General features: G+C 68.6%; 25 protein-coding genes and 1 riboswitch. Of the genes, 10 read left to right on the plus strand and 15 right to left on the minus strand.

The genetic code is table 11. The features are described from left to right. Positions 1–23 precede the first annotated feature (23 nt). The gene (locus C4V41_RS48270) at positions 24–554 is read left to right on the plus strand and encodes a YbhB/YbcL family Raf kinase inhibitor-like protein (RefSeq protein WP_103962790.1); all 531 of its coding nucleotides are present in this window, start codon (positions 24–26) and stop codon (positions 552–554) included. 82 nt (positions 555–636) lie between these two features. Here the strand turns inward: C4V41_RS48270 and C4V41_RS48275 are convergent, their stop codons facing one another. From C4V41_RS48275 to C4V41_RS48300, 6 genes are all read right to left on the minus strand, one after another. Next, positions 637–864 (minus strand): hypothetical protein, encoded by a 228-nt coding sequence (locus C4V41_RS48275; RefSeq protein WP_103962791.1) that lies wholly within the window; start codon positions 862–864, stop codon positions 637–639. Between the two features lie 144 nt (positions 865–1,008). Next, on the minus strand, positions 1,009–2,634 hold the full coding sequence (gene groL, locus C4V41_RS48280; protein WP_103962792.1) for a chaperonin GroEL: 1,626 nt from the start codon (positions 2,632–2,634) through the stop codon (positions 1,009–1,011). Between the two features lie 328 nt (positions 2,635–2,962). Then, entirely contained in the window at positions 2,963–3,163 is a 201-nt protein-coding gene (locus C4V41_RS48285) for a cold-shock protein (RefSeq protein ID WP_068927743.1), read from the minus strand. Positions 3,164–3,410: 247 nt separating this feature from the next. Next, positions 3,411–3,686, minus strand: coding sequence for a MoaD/ThiS family protein (locus tag C4V41_RS48290; RefSeq protein ID WP_043633550.1), 276 nt, complete (start codon positions 3,684–3,686; stop codon positions 3,411–3,413). A 24-nt stretch (positions 3,687–3,710) separates the two neighbouring features. Then, positions 3,711–4,943: a threonine synthase gene (gene thrC / locus C4V41_RS48295; protein WP_103962793.1), complete on the minus strand. Its 1,233-nt coding sequence runs from the start codon at positions 4,941–4,943 to the stop codon at positions 3,711–3,713. 13 nt (positions 4,944–4,956) lie between these two features. After that, positions 4,957–5,096: riboswitch (SAM riboswitch) on the minus strand. Between the two features lie 79 nt (positions 5,097–5,175). Continuing rightward, the gene (locus C4V41_RS48300; protein WP_103962794.1) at positions 5,176–5,730 is read right to left on the minus strand and encodes an RNA polymerase sigma factor; all 555 of its coding nucleotides are present in this window, start codon (positions 5,728–5,730) and stop codon (positions 5,176–5,178) included. A gap of 31 nt (positions 5,731–5,761) precedes the next feature. Between C4V41_RS48300 and C4V41_RS48305 the strand changes: the two genes are divergently transcribed. Then, the gene (locus tag C4V41_RS48305; RefSeq protein WP_103962795.1) at positions 5,762–7,186 is read left to right on the plus strand and encodes an alpha,alpha-trehalose-phosphate synthase (UDP-forming); all 1,425 of its coding nucleotides are present in this window, start codon (positions 5,762–5,764) and stop codon (positions 7,184–7,186) included. Positions 7,187–7,195: 9 nt separating this feature from the next. Here the strand turns inward: C4V41_RS48305 and C4V41_RS48310 are convergent, their stop codons facing one another. From C4V41_RS48310 to C4V41_RS48320, 3 genes are read right to left on the minus strand one after another with little or no spacing between them, the layout of a single operon-like run. Next, complete coding sequence (locus tag C4V41_RS48310; RefSeq protein ID WP_103962796.1) at positions 7,196–7,765, minus strand: hypothetical protein; 570 nt, start codon at positions 7,763–7,765, stop codon at positions 7,196–7,198. A gap of 35 nt (positions 7,766–7,800) precedes the next feature. After that, positions 7,801–8,571, minus strand: a complete 771-nt coding sequence (otsB, locus tag C4V41_RS48315) for a trehalose-phosphatase (RefSeq protein WP_103962797.1) — start codon at positions 8,569–8,571, stop codon at positions 7,801–7,803. Positions 8,572–8,610: 39 nt separating this feature from the next. Further along, positions 8,611–8,910, minus strand: a complete 300-nt coding sequence (locus tag C4V41_RS48320) for a DUF3263 domain-containing protein (protein WP_103962834.1) — start codon at positions 8,908–8,910, stop codon at positions 8,611–8,613. A 117-nt stretch (positions 8,911–9,027) separates the two neighbouring features. On the opposite strand from C4V41_RS48320, the gene C4V41_RS48325 reads away from it, so the two are divergent. The 5 genes from C4V41_RS48325 (at position 9,028) to C4V41_RS48345 (ending at position 13,324) form a co-directional block, all read left to right on the plus strand. Continuing rightward, complete coding sequence (locus tag C4V41_RS48325) at positions 9,028–9,834, plus strand: SAM hydrolase/SAM-dependent halogenase family protein (RefSeq protein WP_235030852.1); 807 nt, start codon at positions 9,028–9,030, stop codon at positions 9,832–9,834. 148 nt (positions 9,835–9,982) lie between these two features. Further along, positions 9,983–10,528: a hypothetical protein gene (locus C4V41_RS48330; protein WP_146104058.1), complete on the plus strand. Its 546-nt coding sequence runs from the start codon at positions 9,983–9,985 to the stop codon at positions 10,526–10,528. Beyond that, positions 10,525–11,712, plus strand: a complete 1,188-nt coding sequence (locus C4V41_RS48335) for a S8 family serine peptidase (protein WP_103962800.1) — start codon at positions 10,525–10,527, stop codon at positions 11,710–11,712. The genes C4V41_RS48330 and C4V41_RS48335 overlap by 4 nt, the downstream gene beginning before the upstream one ends. A gap of 26 nt (positions 11,713–11,738) precedes the next feature. Further along, a complete protein-coding gene (locus C4V41_RS48340; RefSeq protein WP_103962801.1) occupies positions 11,739–12,143 on the plus strand; it encodes a Zn-ribbon domain-containing OB-fold protein in 405 nt (134 codons plus the stop codon). After that, on the plus strand, positions 12,140–13,324 hold the full coding sequence (locus tag C4V41_RS48345) for a lipid-transfer protein (protein ID WP_103962835.1): 1,185 nt from the start codon (positions 12,140–12,142) through the stop codon (positions 13,322–13,324). The genes C4V41_RS48340 and C4V41_RS48345 overlap by 4 nt, the downstream gene beginning before the upstream one ends. 41 nt (positions 13,325–13,365) lie before the next feature. Here the strand turns inward: C4V41_RS48345 and C4V41_RS48350 are convergent, their stop codons facing one another. From C4V41_RS48350 to C4V41_RS48370, 5 genes are all read right to left on the minus strand, one after another. After that, positions 13,366–14,382 carry an ABC transporter ATP-binding protein gene (locus C4V41_RS48350; protein WP_103962802.1) on the minus strand — a complete coding sequence of 339 codons (1,017 nt, stop codon included), beginning with the start codon at positions 14,380–14,382 and terminating at the stop codon, positions 13,366–13,368. Beyond that, the gene (locus tag C4V41_RS48355) at positions 14,366–15,403 is read right to left on the minus strand and encodes an ABC transporter ATP-binding protein (protein WP_103962803.1); all 1,038 of its coding nucleotides are present in this window, start codon (positions 15,401–15,403) and stop codon (positions 14,366–14,368) included. Before C4V41_RS48355 ends, C4V41_RS48350 begins: the two co-directional genes overlap by 17 nt. A gap of 13 nt (positions 15,404–15,416) precedes the next feature. Then, positions 15,417–16,391 carry an ABC transporter permease gene (locus tag C4V41_RS48360; protein ID WP_103962804.1) on the minus strand — a complete coding sequence of 325 codons (975 nt, stop codon included), beginning with the start codon at positions 16,389–16,391 and terminating at the stop codon, positions 15,417–15,419. Further along, entirely contained in the window at positions 16,384–17,328 is a 945-nt protein-coding gene (locus C4V41_RS48365; RefSeq protein WP_103962805.1) for an ABC transporter permease, read from the minus strand. Before C4V41_RS48365 ends, C4V41_RS48360 begins: the two co-directional genes overlap by 8 nt. 129 nt (positions 17,329–17,457) lie before the next feature. Further along, a complete protein-coding gene (locus tag C4V41_RS48370) occupies positions 17,458–19,095 on the minus strand; it encodes a peptide ABC transporter substrate-binding protein (protein WP_103962806.1) in 1,638 nt (545 codons plus the stop codon). A gap of 471 nt (positions 19,096–19,566) precedes the next feature. Between C4V41_RS48370 and C4V41_RS48375 the strand changes: the two genes are divergently transcribed. The 3 genes from C4V41_RS48375 to C4V41_RS63530 all read left to right on the plus strand — a co-directional run bounded on the left by C4V41_RS48375 (position 19,567) and on the right by C4V41_RS63530 (position 21,770). Beyond that, on the plus strand, positions 19,567–20,502 hold the full coding sequence (locus C4V41_RS48375; RefSeq protein WP_103962807.1) for an ABC transporter permease: 936 nt from the start codon (positions 19,567–19,569) through the stop codon (positions 20,500–20,502). Then, a complete protein-coding gene (locus C4V41_RS48380; RefSeq protein WP_235030853.1) occupies positions 20,495–21,361 on the plus strand; it encodes an ABC transporter ATP-binding protein in 867 nt (288 codons plus the stop codon). The genes C4V41_RS48375 and C4V41_RS48380 overlap by 8 nt, the downstream gene beginning before the upstream one ends. A gap of 232 nt (positions 21,362–21,593) precedes the next feature. Next, positions 21,594–21,770: a hypothetical protein gene (locus tag C4V41_RS63530; RefSeq protein ID WP_200824752.1), complete on the plus strand. Its 177-nt coding sequence runs from the start codon at positions 21,594–21,596 to the stop codon at positions 21,768–21,770. Positions 21,771–22,397: 627 nt separating this feature from the next. Here the strand turns inward: C4V41_RS63530 and C4V41_RS48385 are convergent. Next, positions 22,398–23,375: a hypothetical protein gene (locus C4V41_RS48385; RefSeq protein WP_146104059.1), complete on the minus strand. Its 978-nt coding sequence runs from the start codon at positions 23,373–23,375 to the stop codon at positions 22,398–22,400. Positions 23,376–23,604: the final 229 nt, after the last annotated feature.

The raw sequence follows: 23,604 nt of genomic DNA on the forward strand, positions 1-23,604 counted from the left end.
AGCTCTCAACCTAGGAGGATGCCGTGCCCGCACCGCTTCCACATGAACACCTGCCGTCGGTCCCCGCGCTCGTGGTCGAGAGCGACGACATCCAGGACGGCGGACGGCTCAACGACCTCCACGTCTTCAACGACTGGGGCATGACCGGCCAGAACCAGTCGCCGCACCTGCGCTGGTCCGGCGCTCCCGAGGGCACCCGCGGCTACGCCGTCACCTGCTTCGACCCCGACGCCCCGACGGGCAGCGGCTTCTGGCACTGGGTGCTGTTCGACCTGCCGGCCTCCGTGACGGAGCTGCCCGCGGGCGCGGGCACCGCTCCCGACTTCAAGGGCCTGCCGGAGGGGGCGGCGCAGGCCCGCAACGACTACGGCACCAAGGCGTACGGCGGCGCGGCCCCGCCGCCCGGCGACCCGCACCGCTACGTCTTCACCGTGCACGCCCTCGGAGTCGACCGGCTCGGCGTGGACAGTGACGCCAGCCCGGCGGTCGTGGGCTTCAACATCACCGCCAACACCCTGGCCCGCGGCCACGTCATCGCCCTCTACGGCGTCTGACCCGTGCGAAAAGGCGCCCCGCCTCGTCAGGCGGGGCGCCTTTTCCGCGCCGGGCGAAATCAGCGCCGGGCGGCCACCGTGCTCAGCCGCTCACCTTGGCGGAGGCGCAGGCCATGAGCTGCGGCAGGATCGTGTCGATGATCGGGAGTCCGAGCTGCTGGGGAACGCAGAGCGGGCCCTGCAGCTCCTCCAGGAAGTTGAACTCGGTCACACGATCCTCGTCCGCGTGCGCGGGGGCGGCGGTGCCCATCGCGGCGGCGAGAGTCAGGGCGGCGATGCCGAAAATACGCTTGCTGCGGGAAAGCATCATCTACTCCTTCGTTGAGGTGGTGCGCCCACCACCTTTCCTCACTCGGAGTAGCGGATCAATTGTGAAACGTAATGGCAGATAAACAAAATAAAGAGCGGCCCGGAAAACCCGGACCGCTCTTCGTTACCGCGACGAGAAATGAACCTAGAAGTCCATGTCGCCGCCGCCCGGCATGGCCGGGGCAGCGGGGGTCTTCTCGGGCTTCTCGGCGATGACGGCCTCGGTGGTGAGGAAGAGCGCCGCGATGGAGGCGGCGTTCTGCAGCGCCGAACGCGTCACCTTGGCCGGGTCGAGGATGCCGACCGCGAACATGTCGACATATTCGCCGGTGGCCGCGTTGAGGCCCTGGCCCGGGGTGAGGTTGCGCACCTTCTCGACCACGACGCCGCCCTCAAGGCCGGCGTTGACCGCGATCTGCTTGAGGGGCTCCTCCAGCGCCTTGCGGACGATCGCGGCACCGGTGGCCTCGTCGCCGGACAGCTCCAGCTTGTCGAAAGCCTTGGCGCCGGCCTGCAGCAGCGCCACGCCGCCGCCGGGCACGATGCCCTCCTCGACGGCCGCCTTGGCGTTGCGCACGGCGTCCTCGATGCGGTGCTTGCGCTCCTTGAGCTCGACCTCGGTCGCCGCGCCGGCCTTGATGACGGCCACGCCGCCGGCCAGCTTGGCCAGCCGCTCCTGCAGCTTCTCGCGGTCGTAGTCGGAGTCGGTGCGCTCGATCTCGGCACGGATCTCGGTGACCCGGCCCGCGATCTGCTCGGCGTCACCGGCGCCGTCGACGATCGTGGTCTCGTCCTTGGTCACGACCACCTTGCGCGCGCGGCCGAGCAGGTCGAGGGTGGCGTTCTCGAGCTTGAGACCGACCTCCTCGGACACGACCTGGCCACCGGCCAGGATCGCGATGTCCTGCAGCATGGCCTTGCGGCGGTCGCCGAAGCCCGGGGCCTTGACGGCCACGGAGCGGAACAGGCCGCGGATCTTGTTGACGACCAGGGTGGCCAGAGCCTCGCCCTCGACGTCCTCAGCGATGATCAGCAGCGGCTTGCCCGACTGAACGACCTTGTCGAGCAGCGGCAGCAGGTCCTTGTTGGCCGAGACCTTGCCGTTGACGATCAGGATGTACGGGTCCTCGAGCACGGCCTCCATGCGGTCCGAGTCGGTGACGAAGTACATCGACGTCATGCCCTTGTCGAAGCGCATGCCCTCGGTGAGCTCAAGCTCCAGGCCGAAGGTGTTGCTCTCCTCGACGGTGATGACGCCTTCCTTGCCGACCTTGTCCATCGCCTCGGCGATGAGCTCGCCGATCTCGGGGTCGGCGGCGGAGATGGAGGCCGTGGAGGCGATCTGCTCCTTGGTCTCCACATCCTTGGCCAGCTTGGAGAGCTCCTCGCTGACCCGCTCGACCGCCGCCTCGATGCCCTTCTTCAAGGCCATCGGGTTGGCGCCGGCGGCGACGTTACGCAGGCCCTCGCGGACCAGCGCCTGGGCGAGCACGGTGGCGGTGGTCGTGCCGTCGCCCGCGACGTCGTCCGTCTTCTTGGCGACCTCCTTGACCAGCTCGGCCCCGATCTTCTCCCACGGGTCCTCGAGCTCGATCTCCTTGGCGATGGACACACCGTCGTTGGTGATCGTGGGGGCGCCCCACTTCTTCTCCAGCACGACGTTGCGGCCCTTGGGACCCAAGGTCACCTTGACGGCGTCGGCGAGCTGGTTCATACCGCGCTCGAGACCGCGCCGGGCGTCCTCGTCAAACGCGATCATCTTGGCTGCCATAAGGCTAGACCTCCCAGATACAGGGTGGCTTGTCGTGGACCGAGCCGACGCCCGCGACGGCAAGGGTCCGCATCTCCGTTCGGCAGACCCCATCGTCTCGATCCGAGGTTGGCACTCTGCTGCACAGAGTGCCAACGAACTGTTTAGCACTCTACCCTGCCGAGTGCAAGCGAGCACCACCCCGCCCGGCACTCCCGCCCTGGTCAGTCAGCCCGTACGGCGAGCCGCCCGGAGCAGCTCGCCGTACGTGAGTCGACGAATGGGAAGTGACGGTTCGCACGGACTGCGCTGCCGTGCGATCCCGCCCGGTGCATACCAGTGATGTCGCTCAGACCGCGCGGACGGACTCCGCCTGCGGCCCCTTCTGGCCCTGCGTGATCTCGAACTCGACGCGCTGCCCCTGTTCGAGAGATCGGTACCCGTCCATCATGATCGCTGAGTAATGGACGAATACATCTTTACCACCGTCTACCGCGATGAAGCCGTAGCCCTTGTCCGCGTTGAACCATTTGACGGTGCCCTGCGCCACTTCCGACTCCTCTTACTGGTCTCACAGATCTCGCCCATTCCTCCGCGAGGTCCGTAACCGTATGACTTAACGGGAAAAGTCAGCCAGACGATCGCCCTCGACCATACCTGTGGCACGGGGTTTGGCAACAGAGTCAATCCGCAAACTGCTCATTTCTTCGCATCGCAGGTCGTTCAACCTTGAATTGGCCGGGAAAAGGAGAAGGCGCCCACTAGGGGCGCCTTCAAGGACTACGGAGCTATGGCACTCAGCCGCCCGCAACGGCGGGGATGATGGAGATCTGAGTGCCCTCTGGTGCTGGAGTGTCGAGGCCCTCGGCGAAACGGACGTCCTCTTCCCCAACATAAACGTTGACGAAACGTCGAATCTTGCCCGATTCATCCAGAATTCTCGCGCCGATCCCCGGGTAGTCGGAGTCCAGCTTGGCGAGCACGTCACGAAGAGTCGCGCCCTCACCACTGACTTCCGCGTTACCCCCGGTGTACGTGCGCAGAATGGTGGGAATCCGCACAGAAACGCTCATGGTTAAAGTCGCCTTTCCTGGTTGTCAGACAGTCGCGCGGAACGCGTCGAGGGAGGGGCGGATGACGGCGGAGGGCTCGGCCTCGTCCGCGATCACGTCGAGGGTCTTGAGACCGTCGCCGGTGTTCAGCACCACGGTCTCGGCCTCCGGGTCGAGCCGCCCGTCCTCGAGGAGCTTCTTCAGCACGCCCACCGTCACGCCGCCCGCGGTCTCGGCGAAGATGCCCTCGGTCGCGGCCAGGAGCTTGATGGCGGCCACGATCTCGGGGTCGGTGACGTCTTCCACGCCGCCCCCGGTGCGCCGGGCGATGTCCAGCACGTAGGGCCCGTCGGCGGGGTTGCCGATGGCCAGCGACTTGGCGATGGTGTCGGGCTTGACCGGCTGCACGACGTCCCGCCCGGCCTTGTACGCGGTCGAGACCGGCGAGCACCCGGCCGCCTGCGCCCCGAAGATCTTGTAGGGCGTGTCCTCGACCAGCCCCAGCGTGACCAGCTCCTTGAAGCCCTTGTCGATCTTCGTGAGCTGCGAGCCGGAGGCGATGGGGATGATGATCTGCTCCGGCAGCCGCCAGCCGAGCTGCTCGGCGATCTCGTACGCGAGCGTCTTGGAGCCCTCGGCGTAGTAGGGCCGCAGGTTGATGTTCGTGAAGCCCCACTTGTCGCCCAGCGGGTCGCCGATCAGCTCGGAACAGAACCTGTTGACGTCGTCGTAGGTGCCGTCGATGCCGATCAGCTTGCCCCCGAACACCCGCGCCATGGCGATCTTGGGCTTTTCGAGGTTGGCCGGGATGAACACGCACGCGTCGAGCCCCGCCCGCGCCGCGGCGGCCGTGACCGCGCCCGCGAGGTTGCCCGTGGAGGAGCAGGAAAGGGTGTGGAAGCCGAAGTTGCGCGCCGCCTCGACGGCCATGGCGACCACCCGGTCCTTGAAGGAGTGGGTGGGATTGCCCGAGTCGTCCTTGACATGGAGGGACTTGATGCCGAGCGCACGGCCGAGATTTCCGGCCTTGACCAATTTGGTCCAGCCGGGGTTCATATTGGGCTTACTGGCCACATCGGCCGGCACGGGGAGCAACGAGCGGTAACGCCAGATGTTGGCGGGACCCGACTCGATGTCGGCGCGGGTGACGGTGCCGAAGTCGTAGGCCGCCTCAAGCGGCCCGAAACATTCCGGACACGCGAAGCTGGGACCCAGCGGGTAACGCGCGCCGCACTCGCGGCAGGACAGAGCGACGGCAGGACCAAAGTCGAGCGACATGAAGCGAGGCCTTCCCTCATCTTCGCCCGCGGCCACCTTGACCGCGAACCGGAATTGGCACCCTGTCCCGGTCGGCCTCGCAGGTCACGAGTACAAGCCGGGAGGGTTGCCGGGGTTTCTAAGGGCCGGTCCCTCCACCCCTCTGGATGAGCAATATGCAGTTGTTGAAATGGACTCTACCCGCTGAAGTAGCCGAAATTACCACTCGTCTCAGCAGGTGAGACATGCGGTCTCAGCGATAGTCCTCCCCCAGCACTCCCTGCACGTATTTGCGGGCCTGGTGGATGCGCGACTTGGCGGTGCCCAGCGGGATGCCGAGCTGTTCGGCCACCTCGTTGTAGTCGAGCTGGACGATGTCGCGCAGCACCAGCGCCTGCGCCAGGTCGGGCTTGTCGGCCTCCAGCGCCTCCATGGCGTCGAGCAGGTCGAGCCGCGACCCCGCGATCACGCTGACCCGGCCCACGTCGGGCTTCTGCATGGGCAGCTCTTCCGAGGTCTGCTCGGCCGCCCTGCGCTTGAGCGACCGGTATGTCGTCCGCGCGCAGTTGGCCGTCACGATGTGCAGCCAGGTGCTGAACCTGGCCCGTCCTTCGAACCGCCCGATATTGCGCGCGACCGCCAGCAACGTATCTTGCGAGGCCTCCTCCGCGTCCTGGTGATAAGGCAGGATCCGTGCGCAGTGCCGCATCACGTCAGGCTCTATGCGCGCCAGGAGCTCGCCAAGTGCGCGGTGGTCCCCGGCAGCGGCGGAGCGGGCGAGTTCCTCGGTTAGCTCATCAAGCGCCATAGCTGGGATCCTATGATCGAAGGGAGCCTAGATGAACAGCGTCCTGCTGGCCTCCAACAGAGGGCCGGTCTCCTTCACCGTCTCCGACGACGGCGAACTGACGATGAAACGCGGTGGTGGCGGCCTGGTGTCGGGGCTGTCGGGGGTGGCGAAGGACGACGGCGTGCTGTGGGTCTGCGCGGCCTTGTCCGACGGCGACCGGAGCGCCGTCCGGCTGGCCCCTGGGGGCCGGATAGACCACGCGGGCTACGACACGGGCCCGCTGCGCATGCTGGACATCGCGCCCGCGACCTTCCACCGCGCCTACAACGCGGTGGCCAACTCGACCCTGTGGTTCGTCAACCACCTGCTCTACGACATCCCCAACGCGCCCAACTTCGGTACGAGGTTCGCCCGCGAATGGGACTCCTACCGCGACTACAACGGCGCTTTCGCGCTGGCCCTGGCCGAGGAGGCCGGGCACGGCGCCCGCGTGATGGTGCAGGACTACCACCTGACGCTCACCCCGGCCATGCTCCGCGCCGAACGCCCCGACCTTCGCATCGCGCATTTCAGCCACACGCCGTGGGCGCCGCCCGAATACTTCTCGCTGCTGCCCGACGAAGTGGCCAGGGAGGTCCTGGAAGGCATTCTGGGGGCCGATCACGCCGGATTCCTCACCGACAGGTGGGCGCAGGCGTTCATGGACTGCTGTGAGGCCCTCCTGGGCGCGGAGGCCGATCGTGTCGGCCGCAGCGTCACCCATGAGGGCCGCACGACGCGCATCGGCGTGCACAGCCTCGGCGTTGACGGCGACGCGCTGTGGGAGCGGGCCTGCGAGCCCGACGTCGAGTCGCACATGGCCGCGCTGCGGGAGCAGGTCGGCGACCGCAAGCTGATCGTCCGCATCGACCGCACCGAACTGTCGAAGAACATCGTGCGCGGGCTGGTGTCCTACAGCGAGTTCCTGGCCGCGCATCCGGAGTGGCACGGGCGGGTGGTGCACCTGGCCTTCGCCTACCCGAGCCGGCACGATCTGCCCGAATACCGCGAATACACCGCGTCGGTGCAGCGCTGCGCCCAGCAGATCGAGGACGACTACGCCACCGAAGACTGGGACCCGCTGATCCTCAACGTCAACGACGACTATCCGCGTTCGCTGGCCGCCTACCGGATGGCCGACGTGCTGCTGGTCAACCCCATCCGCGACGGCATGAACCTGGTGGCCAAGGAGGGTCCTGTCCTGTCGCAGGACTGCGCGCTGGTGCTGTCGCGGGAGGCCGGCGCGGCCGCCGAGCTGGGGCCGCACGCGCTCATGGTCAACCCCTACGACGTCAGCGGCACCGCCGCCGCACTGCACGAGGCCCTGGTCATGCCCGCGGACGAGCGCCGCAGCCGCCGCGACAAACTGCACGCGGCGGCCACCGCGCTGCCGCCGCAGAAATGGCTCGCGGCCCAGCTCGAAGCCCTGGCCTGACCGGGGTGATCAGTTCCAGTCGGCGTTCTTGAGCGTGTCGGCCAGGCCCGGGGTGTTCCACTGGTCCACGACCACGAGCCTGGTCTTCGGGAGATACCACTCGCGCTGGGTGAAACGCGCCCGTACCGCGCCGGAGGAGTAAGTGACGCACGTGGACTTCCAGGCGTTGTAGGCGGCCTTGTGGCCCGGCCCGACCTGCCGCAGCCCCCGGCTCACCTTCGGTCCGACGACCTCGCCCCACTTCTTGTTGATCGGGCAGGGCTGCACGTCGCCGGCGGTGTAGAAGGGGTTCTTGCCGGTGTAGGCGCCGAACCCCTCGGCGCCGCGCCTGATGTGGCTCGGCCCGAGGATGTAGAAGGCGTCGCATTCGGGTGTGCCCCAGCCCTTGGGCTTGCCGCACTTGCCGGTGACCACCTGGACGCCGTCGCCGTGCCGGGAGACCTTCCACTCGATGGGAATGTAGAGCGTCAGCCCGCCCCTGAGCTTGAGTGCCTGAGCGGGGGCGGCGGTGGCGGGAAGGGAGACGGTGAGGAGGGTGCCCGCGGCGACGGCCGCGACGGCGAGGTGGCGCTTGATCATGTGCCCGAGCGTAGGGAGCGCGACTTGCAGACCAGTCACGAACGACTGAAAGCCGCCGCCGTTTCGGTGAGCAGTGCCACGACCCCTTCCGGTCCGTCCACGACGATGTCGGCCCGCTCGGCCAGCTCCTTCACCTCGGTGGAGCCGCTGCACACGGTCACGCCGGGCAGCCCCGAGGCGCGTACGGCCTCGAAGGCGCTCAGATCGCCCAGATCATCCCCGACGAACATGACCGACCGCGCGGCCCGCTCCGCCAGGAACAGGCTCAGCGCCTGCCCCTTGTCCATCCCCGGCGGCCGCAGCTCCAGGACCAGGCGCCCCGGCTCGATCACCAGCCCGTGCTCGCCGGCCAGCGCCGCCAGCGGCTCGCGCAGCCTGGCCAGCGCCCCCTCGGGGTCGGGGCTGCGCCTGGTGTGCACGGCCACGGCCCGGCCCTTGTCCTCGATGGTCACACCTTCCAGGCCGAGCGAGTCGAGCAGCAGCGGCAGCTCGGCCTCGGCCCGTGGGACGCCCGGTGGGGGCGGGGGTGCGGAGATCCGCCCGCCCTCCCAGCGCTCGAAGCCGTAGTGACCGAGCACGACCAGCCCGGGCACGTCGGCCAGGCCGGGCCCGAGCTCCAGAGCGGTGGCCGCCGGCCGGCCGGTCACGATGACCACCGCGAGGACGTGCGCGCCCAGGTCGGCGAGTATTCCGGGCGCCTTCGGGTGGATCACGGCCTTGGCGGGGTCGGGCACGATCGGCGCCAGGGTGCCGTCGAAGTCGAGCCCGATCACGGCGCCCGCCGGATCACTGAGGATCGCTTCCATTCCAGGGATGTTCGTCACGCGGCTGCCGTACCCAGCAGGTCAGGGGCGCATGCCAAGCCTTCTGGCCGCGCGGTCCCGCTGACGGGTGGACCTCAACCTGCGTAGTCGCTTGACCAGCATCGGGTCCTGTTCGAGGGCCTCCGGCCGATCGATCAACTCACCGAGTAGCTGGTAGTAGCGCGTGGCCGAGAACCCGAAAGCCTCCTTGATGGCCTGCTCCTTCGCGCCCGCGTAGCGCCACCATTGGCGCTCGAAGGCGAGGAGCTCGAGATCGCGTTCTGAGAGTGGTTGTCGGGACGGTTCCTGGGCAGCACTGTCACCGCTGAGCGGTGCTCCCATGGTGTCCTCCTCGAAAGGGGCGGCGACGATCACCGTCGCACGCACGCGGCCCGTGGCCATCGTAATGTGCGGAGTGCGGCTGTTCACGATGGAATGGGGGACGTACAGTCACGAAATGTGACCTCCGTAATCACCCTCCTCACCGACTATGGGCTTGAAGATGGATATGTGGCGGCCTGTCATGGAGTGATCGCCACGATCGCCCCTGAGGCCCGGGTGATCGACGTGTGCCACCTGATCCCCGCGGGCGATGTACGGCGGGGTGCGGCGGTTCTCGCTCAGACCATCCCGTATCTCCCCCAGGGCATCCATATCGGCGCGGTGGATCCCGGGGCGGGCGGCGCCCGCCGGGCGGTGGCCGTCGAGGCCGGCGGCCAGGTGTTCATCGGCCCGGACAACGGGCTGCTGTCCTGGGCGGTGGCCGCCAGCGGCGGCGTGCGGGCGGCCTACGAGATCAGCAACCAAGATTACTTCCTGCGGCCGGTGTCGCCGACCTTCCTCGGGCGCGACGTGTTCTCGCCGGTCGCGGGGCGGTTATGGGGCGGGGTGCGACCATCGGACCTGGGGCCCGAGATTCCGATCGGCCGGCTGGTGTCGCTGCCCGAGCCGACGTCGCTGCTGCGCGAGGGCTCGGTCGAGGGCGAGGTCGTCTCCGTCGACCGCTACGGCAACACGCAGCTCTCGATCGCGGCAGGGGACCTGCAGGCATTGGGTGTACGGGTGGGCGACACGCTGGGGGTGTGGCTGGGGCGGCGGCAGTTGGCGCTGCCGTACCGGGAGACGTACGCGGCGGTGCCGCCCGGGGAGCTGGTGGCGTTCGCGGACTCGGCGGGGCTGATCGCGATCGCGGTCAACTCCGGGGACGCGGCCCAGCGGCTGGGGCTCCCACCTGGGGCGCATGTCCGACTTTCACCGACTCCGTAGGCGGAAAGTGCTCAGATCTGGAGTTACTCCGCGTATCGGCCTGTTTACCGAACCGTCGGAATGGATGAGCACTCACGTGTCAGAATGCACGGGCAGATCGGGCGTCCCTCCCCTCCCGTTCGAGGTCGACGTGTACCAACTGTCGGTTGTGCTGTTATCCGTAATGTCCGCGGTCTGGCCCACCCCGGCGCCACCCGTGTCGGAGCGCTGGCGCGCCTGGCCGGTCGCGCGGGTCTTTCCCGACACCGTGACCGGTGTCAGCCCGTCGGGAGCCCGGGTCACCTACGTGCTGGCCGGGGTAGCCCCCGAGGCGCCGTGCCGGGTGGCGTTCCAGCCCGCCGCCGTACGGCCCGGGTGCCGGGTCGCCCTGCGCGCCACGTACGCCGACAGCACCCAGACGTTCGTCACCACCGTGGGCATCGCCGTGCTCGACGGGCCAGGACGCGGCCCGTGGGGGGCCGGGCGGCCCGCGACCGTGCGGCCCGTGGCCTTTCCCGGCGGTCCCGCCGAGCGGTTCGGGCCGCGCCAGTACTTCACCGGGGCGCTGATCGGGTCCGGTGAGCGGTATCTGGTGGCGACGGCCGCGGGATACGCGGACGGGCGGTCGTACCAGCCGGGCGACCGCGTCACGCGGCGGCTGCGCGACGCGGCGCGGCAGGTCGCGACCACCCTGCACCGGGCGCTGACGCGATGAGGCGGCTCATCGTCCCACCCCTGGTGGCCGTCGAGATCGCCCTGATCGGCGCCCCGGCCGCGCCGGCCCTCGCGACCGCTCAAGCCGGCGCGGCCGCGCGCGCCTCTGGTGACGACGTCGGTGAGGTGGCGCGGGCCGGGCAGTGGCAGCTCGGCGCGTTGCGGCTGCCCGAGGCGTGGCGGTCGAGCAGGGGCGACGGCGTGCTGGTGGCCGTGCTCGACACCGGCGTGAACGGCCGCCACCCCGACCTGCACGACACCGTGGTCGAGGGCCCCGACCTGACCGGGGCGGTGGCCAAGGGCCTGTGGGGTCAGCACGGGACCGCCATGGCCAGCCTGATCGCCGGACGCGGCCACGGCGAGCGCCGCAGGGCCGGCGTCATCGGCGTGGCGCCCGAGGCCAAGGTGCTGTCCGTCAGGGTCACGCTGGACAACGGCGACCCGCTGCGCGGCAAGCGGCGCCCCGGCGGCGACGACGCGCTGGCCAAGGGCATCAGGTACGCCGCCGACGCCGGCGCCGACGTGATCAGCATGTCGCTCGGAGGCGGCAGCGGCTCGTGGGAGGGCTCGGCGTCGGAGGAGGAGGCCGTCCAGTACGCGATCGGCAAGGGCGCCGTCCTGGTGGCCTCGTCGGGCAACGACGGCGACTCGGCCAACAGGAAGAACTTCCCGGCCGCCTACCCGGGCGTCATCGCGGTGGGCGCGGTGGACCGGCGGCTCAAGGTGGCCGGGTTCTCCAACCGGCAGGACTATGTCTCGGTGGTGGCGCCGGGCACGGAGATCGTCACGGCGGACGGCGTCGACTCGTACGTGGTCGGCGACGGCACCAGCTCGGCCGCGGCCATGGTCGCGGGCATCGCGGCCCTGATCAAGTCGGCCCACCCCGGCATGTCGCCCTACCACGTGCGGCTGGCCATCGAGCAGGGCACCAAGCGGCGGCCCGAGGACGGCTACAGCCCCGCCTACGGGCACGGCGTGGCCAACGCCATGCTCGCGCTGCAGGAGGCCGGCCGGCTGGACGTGCCGGCGTCGGGGCTGCCCCGCCCGGGGCCCTATTTCGGCGGTGGCCCGGCCGGGCTGACGCCCGCGTCCAGGACGCCGGTGGTGACGGGCATGCTGCTGCTGGCGGTGATCATGTCCCTGCGGGTGATCGTGGGGCGCAGGCGCGAGAGGGATTCAACCTAGCAAGCGCTTGTGTGATACTCCGAGCTATGACGTACGCGATCGAGGGCTGGTTCGCCATCGAGGGGGACGCCGTCCGGCTGCTGGGCGCCAGGTGCGCGGCCTGCGGCACGGTGTGCTTCCCGCCCCGGCGCGGGCTCTGCCCCAATCCGCGCTGTGCGGGCGAGGACCTGGAGGTGGTCCCGCTGCCGCGGCGCGGGCGCGTCTGGTCGTACACGAACGCCTGCTACCCGCCCCCGGCCCCCTACGTGGCGGCGCGGCCGTACGTGCCGGTGACGCTGGCCGCGGTCGAGCTCGACGAGGTGGGCATCGTGGTGCTCGGGCAGGTCAAAGGGCTGACGGTGGAGGAGCTCCAGGTGGGCATGGAGCTGGAGCTGACCTCGGGACCGCTGGCCGACGGGCCGCTGGTGTGGATGTGGGGGCGGGCCTCATGAGCGTCGTCGTGCTGGGTGTCGGAATGCATCCGTGGGGCAAGTGGGGGCGGCCGTTCCTGGAGTACGGAGTGACGGCCGCCAAGGAGGCCCTGCTGGACGCCGGGGTGGCGTGGCCCGACGTCGAGTACGTGGTCGGGGCCGACACGATCAGGAACGGCTACCCGGGCTTCGTGGCCGGCGCCTCCTACGCGCGGGCGCTGGGCTGGACGGGCGCCAGGGTGGCCTCCTGCTACGCCGCCTGCGCGTCGGGGGCCCAGGCGCTGGACATCGCGCGTACCCGGATCCTGGCCGGGCTGTGCGACGTGGCGCTCGTGGTCGGGGCGGACACCACGCCGAAGGGCTTCTTCAAACCCGTCGGCGGCGACCGCCCCGACGACCCCGACTGGCTGCGCTTCCGCCTCCTGGGGGCCAGTAACCCGGCGTACTTCGCCCTCTACGCCCGCAGGCGCATGGCCCTGTACGGCACGACCCCGGCCGACTTCGCCGCCGTCAAGGTCAAGAACGCGCTGGCCGGCTCGCTCAACCCGATGGCCCGCTACCGCAAGCCGGTCACGGCAGAGGAGGTGCTGGCCTCGCCCATGGTGGCCGACCCGCTGCGCCTGATGGACATCTGCGCAACCTCGGACGGGGGCGCGGCGGTGGTGCTGGCCTCGGAGGAGTACGCCAGGCGGCACGGGCGGAGCGGCCAGGTCCGGCTGGCGGCGGTGTCGACGGTGACGCCGGTCTTCCCGAACACGGTCCTGGAGCTGCCGGACTTCGCCACGGACTCGTGCGCCGCCGTACCCGCGCCTGAGAGGCCGTTCAGAGCGGCGATCGCGCACGCGGCGTACGAGGAGGCCGGGACGGGTCCGGAGGACGTGTCACTGGCCGAACTGTACGACCTGTCCACGGCGCTGGAGCTGGACTGGATGGAGGACGTCGGCCTCTGCCCGCCCGGGGAGGCCGGCAAGCTGCTGCGCGCCGGCGAGACCGCGCTGGGCGGCCGCCTGCCGGTCAACCCCTCGGGCGGCCTGGCCTCGTTCGGCGAGGCGATCCCGGCCCAGGCCATCGCCCAGCTCTGCGAGCTGACCACGCAGTTGCGGGGCCGCGCGGGCGAGCGCCAGGTCGCGGACGCCCGGGTGGGCCTGGCCGCCAACCAGGGCCTGTTCGGCCACGGCTCCGCGATCATCGTCACGACGTGAGAAGGCCCCCCGGGAAACTCCCGGGGGGCCTTCTCAGCGGGTCAGCCCGCGTGCACCACGTCGTGCGTCTCGGCGAAGTGGCAGGCGCTCTCGTGCGACGTGCCCGGCCTGATCTGCAGCAGTGGCTCCTCCTGGGCGCAGATCTCCTGCGCCTTCCAGCACCGCGTACGGAACCGGCACCCCGACGGCGGGTTGGCCGGCGACGGCGGGTCACCCTGCAGGATGATCCGCTCGCGGTTCTCCCGGCCCTCGGGATCGGGCACCGGCACCGCCGACAGCAGCGCCTGCGTGTACGGGTGCGCGGGCCGGTCGTAGATCTCCGTGTCCTTGCCCAGCTCCACGAACTTGCCCAGGTACATCACGCCCACCCGGTCGGAGATGTGGCGCACCACCGACAGGTCGTGGGCGATGAAGACGTACGCCACGTTGAACTCGTTCTGCAGGTGCTCCAGCAGGTTGATGACCTGCGCCTGGATGGACACGTCGAGCGCGGACACCGGCTCGTCGCAGACGATGATCTCCGGCTGCAGCGCCAGGCCCCTGGCGATGCCGATGCGCTGCCGCTGGCCGCCGGAGAACTGGTGCGGGTAGCGGTTGATGTGGTCGGGGTTGAGACCGACCACATCCAGCAGCTCCTGCACCTTCCGGCGGCGGTCACCCTTCGGCGCGACGTCCGTGTGGATCTCGTACGGCTCGCCGATGATGTCGCCGACGGTCATCCGGGGGTTCAGCGAGGTGTACGGGTCCTGCATCACCATCTGGATGTTGCGGCGCATGCGCTTGAGCTCGCCGCCCTTGGCCTTGGAGATGTCCCGGCCGTTGATCTTGACCGAGCCCGAGGTGGGCCGCTCCAGCGCCATCAGCACCTTGGCGAGCGTGGACTTACCGCAGCCCGACTCGCCCACGATGCCCAGCGTCTCGCCCTTGTGCAGGTCGAACGACACGCCGTCGACGGCCTTGATCGCGCCGATCTGCCGCTTGAAGACGATGCCCTGGGTCAGCGGATAGTGCTTGACCAGGTCGCGCACCTCAAGGATGGGCTCACTGCCGCTCGCCATCGAGGACCTCCCTCCAGTAGTGGCAGGCGCTGCCTCGCGTGCCGCTGATCTGATGAAGCGGGGGGACGTCGGTCACGCAGTCGTCCTGCCGGAGCGGGCACCGTGGATGGAACGAGCAACCGGTCGGCAGGTCGAGCAGGTTGGGCGGCAGGCCCTTGATCGCGTACAGGTCCTGGCCCTTCTGGTCGACCCGGGGGATCGACTCCAGCAGGCCCTTCGTGTACGGGTGCGCGGGCGCCTGGTAGATGTCGTGCACGGGGGCGTGCTCCACGATGCGGCCCGCGTACATGACCGCGATCTTGTCGGCCACGTCGGCCACCACGCCCAGGTCGTGCGTGATGAGGATCATGCCCATCTGGCTCTCGCGCTGCAGCTCGGCCAGCAGTTCCATGATCTGCGCCTGGACGGTCACGTCCAGCGCCGTGGTCGGCTCGTCCGCGATCAGCACCTCGGGGTCCAGCGCGATCGACATCGCGATCATGATGCGCTGCCGCATACCGCCGGAGAACTGGTGCGGATAGTCGTGCACCCGCTGCCTGGCGGCCGGGATGCGGACCCTGTCCATCAGCTCGACGGCCTTCTTCAGGGCGTCGGCCTTGGACATGCCCCGGTGCACCCGGAACATCTCGCTGATCTGCCAGCCCACGGTGAACACCGGGTTGAGCGAGGAGAGCGCGTCCTGGAAGATCATCGCGATCCGCTGGCCGCGCACCTGGGTGCGGGCCTCCTCCGACAGCTTGAGCAGGTCGGTGCCCTTGAAGCGGATCTCCCCCTTGGGGACGACCGCCGGTGGCACGTCCAGGATGCCCATGATGGCCTGCGCCGTCACCGACTTGCCCGAACCCGACTCGCCCAGCACCGCGAGCGTCTCGCCGGGGCTGACCGTGTAGCTCACGCCGTTGACCGCCCGGACGATGCCGGCACGCGTTCGGAACTCCACGTGCAGGTTGTCGACCGCCAGCAGCGGCTCGTCGCCCAGCCCTCCCTCGGCGGGCAACACATCCGTCGACGTCTTCTTCACTTGATCCCCCCTTCTACCTGAGCTTCGGGTCGAGCGCGTCGCGTACGGCGTCGCCCATCATGATGAACGCGAGCACGGTGATGCACAGGAACACGGCGGGGAACACCAGCGGCAGCGGCGCCTCCAGGAACCTGTTCCGCGCGTCGGCGATCATCAGGCCCCAGGAGATGTCCGGCGACACCACGCCGACTCCCAGGAACGACAGCGCCGCCTCGGCCGCGATGAAGCCGCCCAGGTTGATCGTGGCCACGACGATGACCGGGGCCAGCGAGTTGGGCAGCAGGTGACGGAACATGATCCGCCCCGCTCCCGCCCCGAGGGCCCTGGCCGCGATCACGAAGTCCTGGCTCTTCGCGGTGATCACGGCCGCTCTCATGATGCGGAACGTCATCGGCCAGCCGAGCACCGCCAGCGCGACGATGACCAGCAGGATGCTGTTCGCCTTGCCACGGAACGTCGCCGCGATCAGCAGCGCGCCCAGGATCGGCGGGATGGCGAAGAAGATCTCGGTGACGCGCGAGGACACGGTGTCCACCAGACCGCTCCGGTAACCGGCGATGATGCCGAGCATGCCGCCGACCAGGGAGGTGATGATCGTGGTGAACACGCCGATCACGATGGAGTTGCGGGCTCCGTAGATGGTCCTGGCGTAGACGTCACAACCGAGGTTGTCCTTGCCGAACAGGTGGCCCGCGCTGGGCCCCTGCCGCGCGGTGGACAGGTCGCAGGTCCTGGCGTTGCTCGGGTCGATCGCCGTGAACAGCGACGGCCAGAACGACATGACGAGCAGGATCAGGATGATGATCACCGACAGGATGAACATCGGCCGGCGTCTGAGGTCGTACCAGGCGTCGGTCCACAGGCTCGCGGGCTTGGCACCCTTGGCCCGCTTGCCCGGCCGCTCCGGTGCCTGAGTGGTCACCGAGTCCGGGATCAGGGTCTGCGTTTCCGGGAGTCCCGGCCCGCCCGGCGGGATGGGGTTACTCATAGCGGATCCTCGGGTCGAGCACGGCGTACAACAGGTCGACGACCAGGTTGGCCACGATGTAGATCAGCACCAGCACCGTCACGATACCGACGACGATCGGCTGCTCTCGCAGGTAGACCGACTGGAAGAGCTGGTATCCGATTCCCTGGAGATTGAAGATCGTCTCCGTGATGACCGCACCGCCCATCAGGTTGCCGAGGTCGGCGCCGAGGAAGGTGACCAGCGGGATCAGCGCGTTGCGCAGTCCGTGCCTGCCGATGACGCGCCGTCTGTTCAGGCCCTTGGCCGTGGCCGTGCGGATGTAGTCCGCCCGGAGCGTCTCCGCGAGGCTGGTCCTGGTCAGCCTGGTCAGATAGGCGATCGAGGTGCCGGCGAGCACGAAGCCGGGCAGCAGGTAGCTGCGCCAGCCCGCGAACGTGCCCGCGACCGGGAAGATGTCCATCCCGGTCCACTGCTTGACCTTCACGCCCAGGATGAGCTGCAGGACGAAGCCGGTCACCAGCGTGGGGACCGAGATCAGCAGCAGGGTCGAGGCGAGGATCATGGTGTCGGTGGCCTTGCCGCGGCGCAGCGCCGCCCACAGGCCGAGGCCGACGCCGATGACGGCCTCCATGACCAGGGCGGTCAGGGCGAGGTTCAGCGTGATCTGGAACTTGCCCGCCATGATCTCCGAGACCGGGATGTCGGCGAAGTTCACGCCGAAGTCGCCGCGGAAGAGCACGCCGCTGATGTAATACCAGTACTGCAGGAGCAGCGGGTCATTGAGGTGATACTGCTCGCGCAGCACCTCGGCCACGGCGGGGTCCGGGCGCTTGTCACCGAACAGTCCCGCGATGGGGTCTCCGGGCAGTGCGAAGACGATGACGAAGATGAGTAGTGTTGCGCCGAACAGGACGGGTATCGCCTGGATCAGACGCTTTATGACATAACGGCCCATTCAAGCCCTCCATTACATGCTTGAAGGCAGCCTCTCCGAGTCCGCGGGTTCACCCGGCCCGAATCGCTGCCTCCAAGCTCAGCCCTCCGACGGGTGGACGGCAAGCACCGTCCACCCAGCGAATGAAGGTCAGGCCTTCTCGACGTCAGCCCAGTTGATCTGGTTGAGCAAGTTGAGCTTGACGTTCTTGACCTTGGTGGAGTGCCCGAAGTTGCTGCGGTAGAAGTAGATCGGGATGTACGGCAGTTCCTTGATCAGGATGTCCGTGGCCTGCTGGTAGAACTTCTGGCCCTCGGCGGCGTCGGTGGCCTGGTCGCCCTTGGCGAGCAGCCCGTCGAACTCCTTGTTGGAGTAGCCGCCGTAGTTCGAACCGGTGCCGATGGCGCCGGTGGCGAAGATCGGGGTCAGGTAGTTCTCGGCCGCCGGGTAGTCGATGGCCCAGCCCATGCGGAACAGGCCCTTGTACTCCTTGGCGTCCAGGGCGTCCAGGATGCCCTGGAACTTCTCGAACGGCTTCGGCGTCACCTCGATGCCCAGGTTGGCGCGGAGGTTGTTGGCGACGGCCTCGATCCACTCCTTGTGACCACCGTCGGCGTTGTAGCCGAGCTCGATGGTCTTGGGGCCGTTCGCGGACTCGTACAGCTTCTTGGCCTCGGCCGGGTTGTACGTGCACGCGGTGCAGGCGCCCTGGCGGTAGCCGGGGATGGCGGGGTTGATGAAGTCGTCCGCGGGAGCGCGGGTGCCCGAGAAGACCGTGTCCGTGATGGTCTTCCGGTCGATGGCCATCGAGATGGCCTTGCGCACGTCGACGTTCTCGAAGTCCTTGTTGTACTTCAGCGGGACACCGATGTAGCCGATGGAGGCGTCGGGCTCGTCGAAGTAACGGTCGCCCAGCGTCGACTTGGCACTGGCGATCGTGGACGGCGGCAGCGAGTCGTGGATGTCGAGGTTCTCGGCCTGCAGGTCGTTGTAGGCCGTCTCGGAGCTGGTGTAGACCTTGAACTGGAGCTTGGTCCAGCCGGTCGGCTTCTTGCCGGGGTACTTGTCGTACACCGACAGCTCGATCGTCGGGTCGGTGCCCTTCTTGTAGGGCTTGTCCAGCTTGAACAGGCCCTGGCCGATCGGCTGCTCGCCGTAGGCCTGGGTCACCTTGCCGTCGGCGCCGATGGCGGCCTTGGGCATCGGGTAGAAGGCGGTGTAGCCCAGCATGGTCTTGAACTGCGAGAACGGCGCCCCCAGCGTGACCTCGAGCGTGGTGTCGTCGACGGCCTTGAGACCCTTCATCTCCTTGGCCGTCGGCGTCTTGCCCTCACCCGGGTGCACGTCGGCGTAGCCGTCGACGCGTCCGAAGAAGTAGGACGAGCCCATGGCGTTGTCCTGCAGAGCGGCGTAGTTCCACGCGCGCGCGTAGTCCGCCGCGGTCACGGGGGTGCCATCGTGCCACGTGTAGCCGGACTTCAGCTTGATCGTCCAGACCTTGCTGTCCGTGGTGGTGATGGACTCGGCGGCCTCTTCGACGGGCTGCTTGTTCTCGTCGTAACGCACGAGCGGCGAGAAGACCGCGGCGAGGACCTCAGAGCCCTCGGTCTCCGTCGTGTTCTGTGCGTTCAGGAGCTCCTGGGGCTCACCGATTTCCATGCGGACCGGCGTCTCTCCGCCGCCCGCGGCAGTGCCGCCGGTTTCCGAGGCACCGCCGCCACACGCGGCAACCGCGAGGGCGAGCAGCGCGGTACCGGCGACGATCTGTGCGCCCTTAGTAACACGCATGGTGAAAGAATTCCTCCCTCTACAGGTGGGCGTAAGCGCTGAGCTGCGGTGATCGTGAGCAGCCTGACGGGGGGTTCCTGGTATCCCCCGGATTTGGCTGACATGGTCAAACCAGCCGACGCCCTGCCAGTCGATCGCGACTATCCCTCATCACTTGCCACCAGGGAGTCTCTGGCGCGTTGCAGTTCGGTCACACGTGTGCCTATCCCGCGTCACAGACAATTCGCCCATTGTGGATGGAACCGTACGAACGATCCACAACCGGTAGTCCCTGGACGTGAACAGTCGATGAAAAATACCCCCTACAGGAGAGTGGTCCCGCCTCCGCCACCACGCCCCGCCGCGCTGGGCTACGGTTGGGCAGGTCTTGGTGACGCCTTGGAACCCGGCGTCCAAAGACTCCGTCCAATCGTCTGTGGCCAACCACCGTGACAGGCACCCCACCGACCGGGATCCAATAGAGTCCTTGCCATGAGCCAGCCGGAATCCGCTGTCGCGGACGCCCAGGCGGGCGGCCGAAGCGGGCAGGAGCCGCTGGCCAAGCTCGCCAAGAGATACGGACTTCGCCGTGCCATCGCGCGGCCGAGGTTCCCTGTCTACCTGCGCCAGCTCTGGGAGCGGCGACACTTCATCCTGACGTACGCGACCTCGCGCAACGTCACGAAATACTCCAACTCGGCGCTCGGCCAGCTGTGGCAGGTGCTGACCCCGCTGCTCAACGCCGGCATCTACTTCCTGATGTTCGGCCTCATCCTGGGCGGCGGCAAGGGCATCGAGAACTACACGGCGTTCCTGCTGACGGGGATGTTCGTCTTCACCTACACGCAGCGGACGGTCACCGCGGGCGCCAAGTCGATCTCGGGCAACCTGTCGATGATCCGGGCGCTGCACTTCCCCAGGGCGTCGCTACCGCTGGCCTACACGATCCAGGAGCTCCAGCAGCTCGCCATCTCCATGGGCGTGCTCCTCACCCTCGTGGTCGCCACCCAGGAGTGGCCCACCTGGTACTGGCTCATGATCCCCGTCGTGCTCGCGCTGCAGACGATGTTCAACATCGGCGCCGGCCTGGTGGTCGCCAGGCTCGGGGCCACGATGCGCGACCTCAACCAGTTGCTGCCGTTCATCACCCGCACCTGGCTCTACGCCTCCGGCGTCTTCTTCGCGATCCAGGCCAAGGTGGTGGGCTCCGCCGGGCTGCCCCAGTGGGTGGCCGACGCGATGTACCTCAACCCGGCGGCGTCCTACATCGAGTGGATGCGCGAGATCCTGATCGGTAGCTACAACAGAGGCTACGGCCACCACCCGCCGACAATGGTGTGGGTGTCTTGCGTATTCTGGGCGGTGTTCGCACTCGGCTTCGGCTTCTGGTTCTTCTGGCGGTCCGAGGAGAGGTACGGGCGTGGCTGAACTGACCAAGGAGCTGTCACAGGTGAAGGGCGACAGGCCCGCCGACCCCGGCAAGGATGTCCGAGTGCATCCCAACCCGGATCCCCCGGGCAAGCAGCCCCTCGACGTCCCCACGGGCACTCCGACCGTCATCGTCGACGATCTGCACATCGTCTACCGCGTCTACGGGGCTGCCTCGGACTCCGAGAAGGGCAACGCGGTCAACGCCCTCACGCGGCTTCTGAAGCGCCAGGGGCGCCCGCAGATGAAAGAGGTCCACGCGGTCAAGGGCGTGACCTTCGTGGCCTATCACGGCGACGCCATCGGCATCGTGGGCCGCAACGGCTCGGGCAAGTCCACGCTGCTGCGCGCCATCGCGGGCCTGCTGCCCCCGCACGCGGGCGCCGTCTACACCGACGGCCAGCCGTCGCTGCTCGGCGTCAACGCGGCGCTCATGCGCGAGCTGACCGGTGAGCGCAACATCGTCCTCGGCTGTTATGCCATGGGCATGACGCCCACCGAGGTCAAGGAGAAATACCAGGAGATCGTCGACTTCTCGGGCATCGACGAGTTCGTCCAGTTGCCCATGTCGACCTACTCCTCCGGCATGGGCGCCCGGCTGCGCTTCGCCATCTCCTCGGCCAAGACGCACGACGTGCTGCTCATCGACGAGGCGCTGGCGACCGGCGACCGCGAGTTCCGCAAGAAGAGCGAGGGCCGCATCCGCCAGATCCGCGAGTCGGCGGGCACGGTGTTCCTGGTCGCCCACGATCTCAGGGTGATCGAGGAGACCTGCAACCGGGTCATCTGGCTGCACAAGGGCAAGATCAAGATGGACGGCGATCCCAAGGAAGTCATCGCCGCCTACAACAAGGGCTGACCCCTTCATCCTTTACGCGGTGCCGTGGCCTGCCACCCACCGCACTCCGGCTGAGGGCCCTCCAGGAAACGGCCGCTGACCCTTCAGCGGCCGTTCGCCGTTACGCGAGCCCACGCTGTCCGGCTTCATTCGATCTTGTGTGCGAAACGGTAGCGACGCGCGGTACGAATGACTGACAGCGAGCCTGCCGTTCCGATAGGATTCGAACGTCATTTCGATCCGAGGAACGGTGATGGAGTGGGGGCGCGCGATGGCAGAACTCTCAATTGCGATTGACCACCTGGCCACCGAGGACGTGTCCGAGATCCCGAGAATGCAGCTCGCCGAGCAACTCCTCGAGCTGCACTGGCAGATGGCCAGACTGCAGGCCCAGATAGCCCGCCGCACGGGCGTTCGCATCATCCCCTGAGCCGCAGTCGCGATGAGGAGGGCATCTTCCCCTGCCCGGCCTCTCGGTCGACCGCAAGCCACGTAGTGGGTCAAGAGAGCGCGCGCGTAACGGCGCCCGGCCGTGTGCGGGTCAGAGGCCGTTTCCCTGGAGGCCCTCGACCATGTACGGCGGGTGGCGGGCCACGGCACCGCGTAAAAGATGGGCCATGGCACCGCGTAAAAGATATGGCCGCCGACCCCTGATCGGGGCCGGCGGCGGGGGGCTCGCGCGGCCACTGCCCTGCAGTAGTGGCGGATGCGCGAGCACGCCCCGGGCGAGGGCGCGTCCGCCCAGGCCCGTCATGAGACCTCCCGCTTGCGCGGGGCCTCGCAACCCACGCGCGCCAGTGCCTCGGGCGCTCGGCACCTGTGAGCGCCCCGATGCGGCCTGCCGCGTCAGTGCGACGGCGTCCCGGTGAAAGAGAGCCTTTCGATCAAAGACGGCTCCCGATCGAAAGGGGGGACCTTGCCGCCGGGGAACTTCTGTGGCGCGAACGGGCGGCCATGCCGCCGGCACGGCCGGCACCCGGGCGTCGGCACCTGAGACGCCCGCGAACCGTCGTACCGGCCCCTCGGCCGGCCACGCTCATCAGCGCCTCTCTCGCGCCTAGTCGCGCGCCCAGGAGTTCCGCACCGAGCTCGTCAGCGCGTCGGTGCTCCAGCCGAGGGCGGTGATGACGTCGCTGTAACGGCCGGTGGCCTTCTTCCCGCTGACCGCGACGAAGCCCGAGGCTTGGTCGATGACCGGGGCGAGCTCGTCCATGGAGGCGGCCTGGGAGGTGCCCGGCAGCGCCTCGGCGACCGGCGCCATCTCAGCGGGCGCGACCTGCCCGATCACCGGGGACAGCTCGCCGCTCGTGGCGCCCGGCAGCGCGCGCCTGGTGGCCTGGGTGACGCCGAAGATGGCGGTGTCGGCCGACAGAGTCTCGACGCCCCTGGTGGTGGCGTTCATGGTCTTGGCCGTCGCGCTGCTGGTGTCGGTGACGCTGGTGCCGGTGCCCGGCAGCAGGTTGGTGGTGCTCAGCGTGCCCATCGCGCCGCCGACGGACGACTCCAACATGCCGGTCGCGCCGCCGAAGGTGTTCATGCCGATGGCCTTGGGCTGGGTCTCGCTCTGCTTGCCCGCCTTGACGGAGGGCGTCGCCGGCTGGGCCATGCGCGCCGCGCCGCCCAGGATGGGCAGGGACTCGGTCAGGCCGCCCCCGCCGAGCGGCATGCCGCCGATGATGGGCGACAGCTCGGGCAGCGGCCCACCCTGACGGGTGACGTCCTCGGCCGCGTTGGCCGAGCCGACCTGCTCTTCCTGGTTCTCGACCGCGGCGTCACGCTCTGCCTCGGTCATTCCCGGGTGGGCGCCGGCCTTCGGCTTGCTGGCCCCGAGCACACCGTTCAGCAGGCCGCCGCCGACCAAGCCACCCAGCAGGCCGCCGAGCGGGCTGCTCGCGGCGGTGGTGCCGGCCGGGCCGTCGATGGGAGCGTACCTGGCGGTGTTGTTCCGGACTTCCGCTTGTGCCGGCACGGCCAGAGCCGCCGCCGCCAAGCCGAATGCTGTGACGGCTACCGCCGTCTTGACTACTCGATTCATGATTGCCTTCCCGGCTCGTGATCGATCGCTCTCGAATGCGGTGGAAATGCGAATCGATAACCCCCGAATGCCGTGGCGTGCGCGCTATGGGCACCACACGAAGCGTGCCGTCACGGCTGAGCTACTGAAGCAGTTCTATCACTCGCTGTGATCGGCCGCAGGCGCATGAATCCCCATGTAGCAGGGGTTTGCAGCCAGGTTACCGAGTAAAGGGGGAGCGTTGAGCGGC

The sequence above is a fragment of the Nonomuraea solani genome (assembly GCF_900108335.1).
Classification (GTDB): Bacteria; Actinomycetota; Actinomycetes; order Streptosporangiales; family Streptosporangiaceae; genus Nonomuraea; species Nonomuraea solani.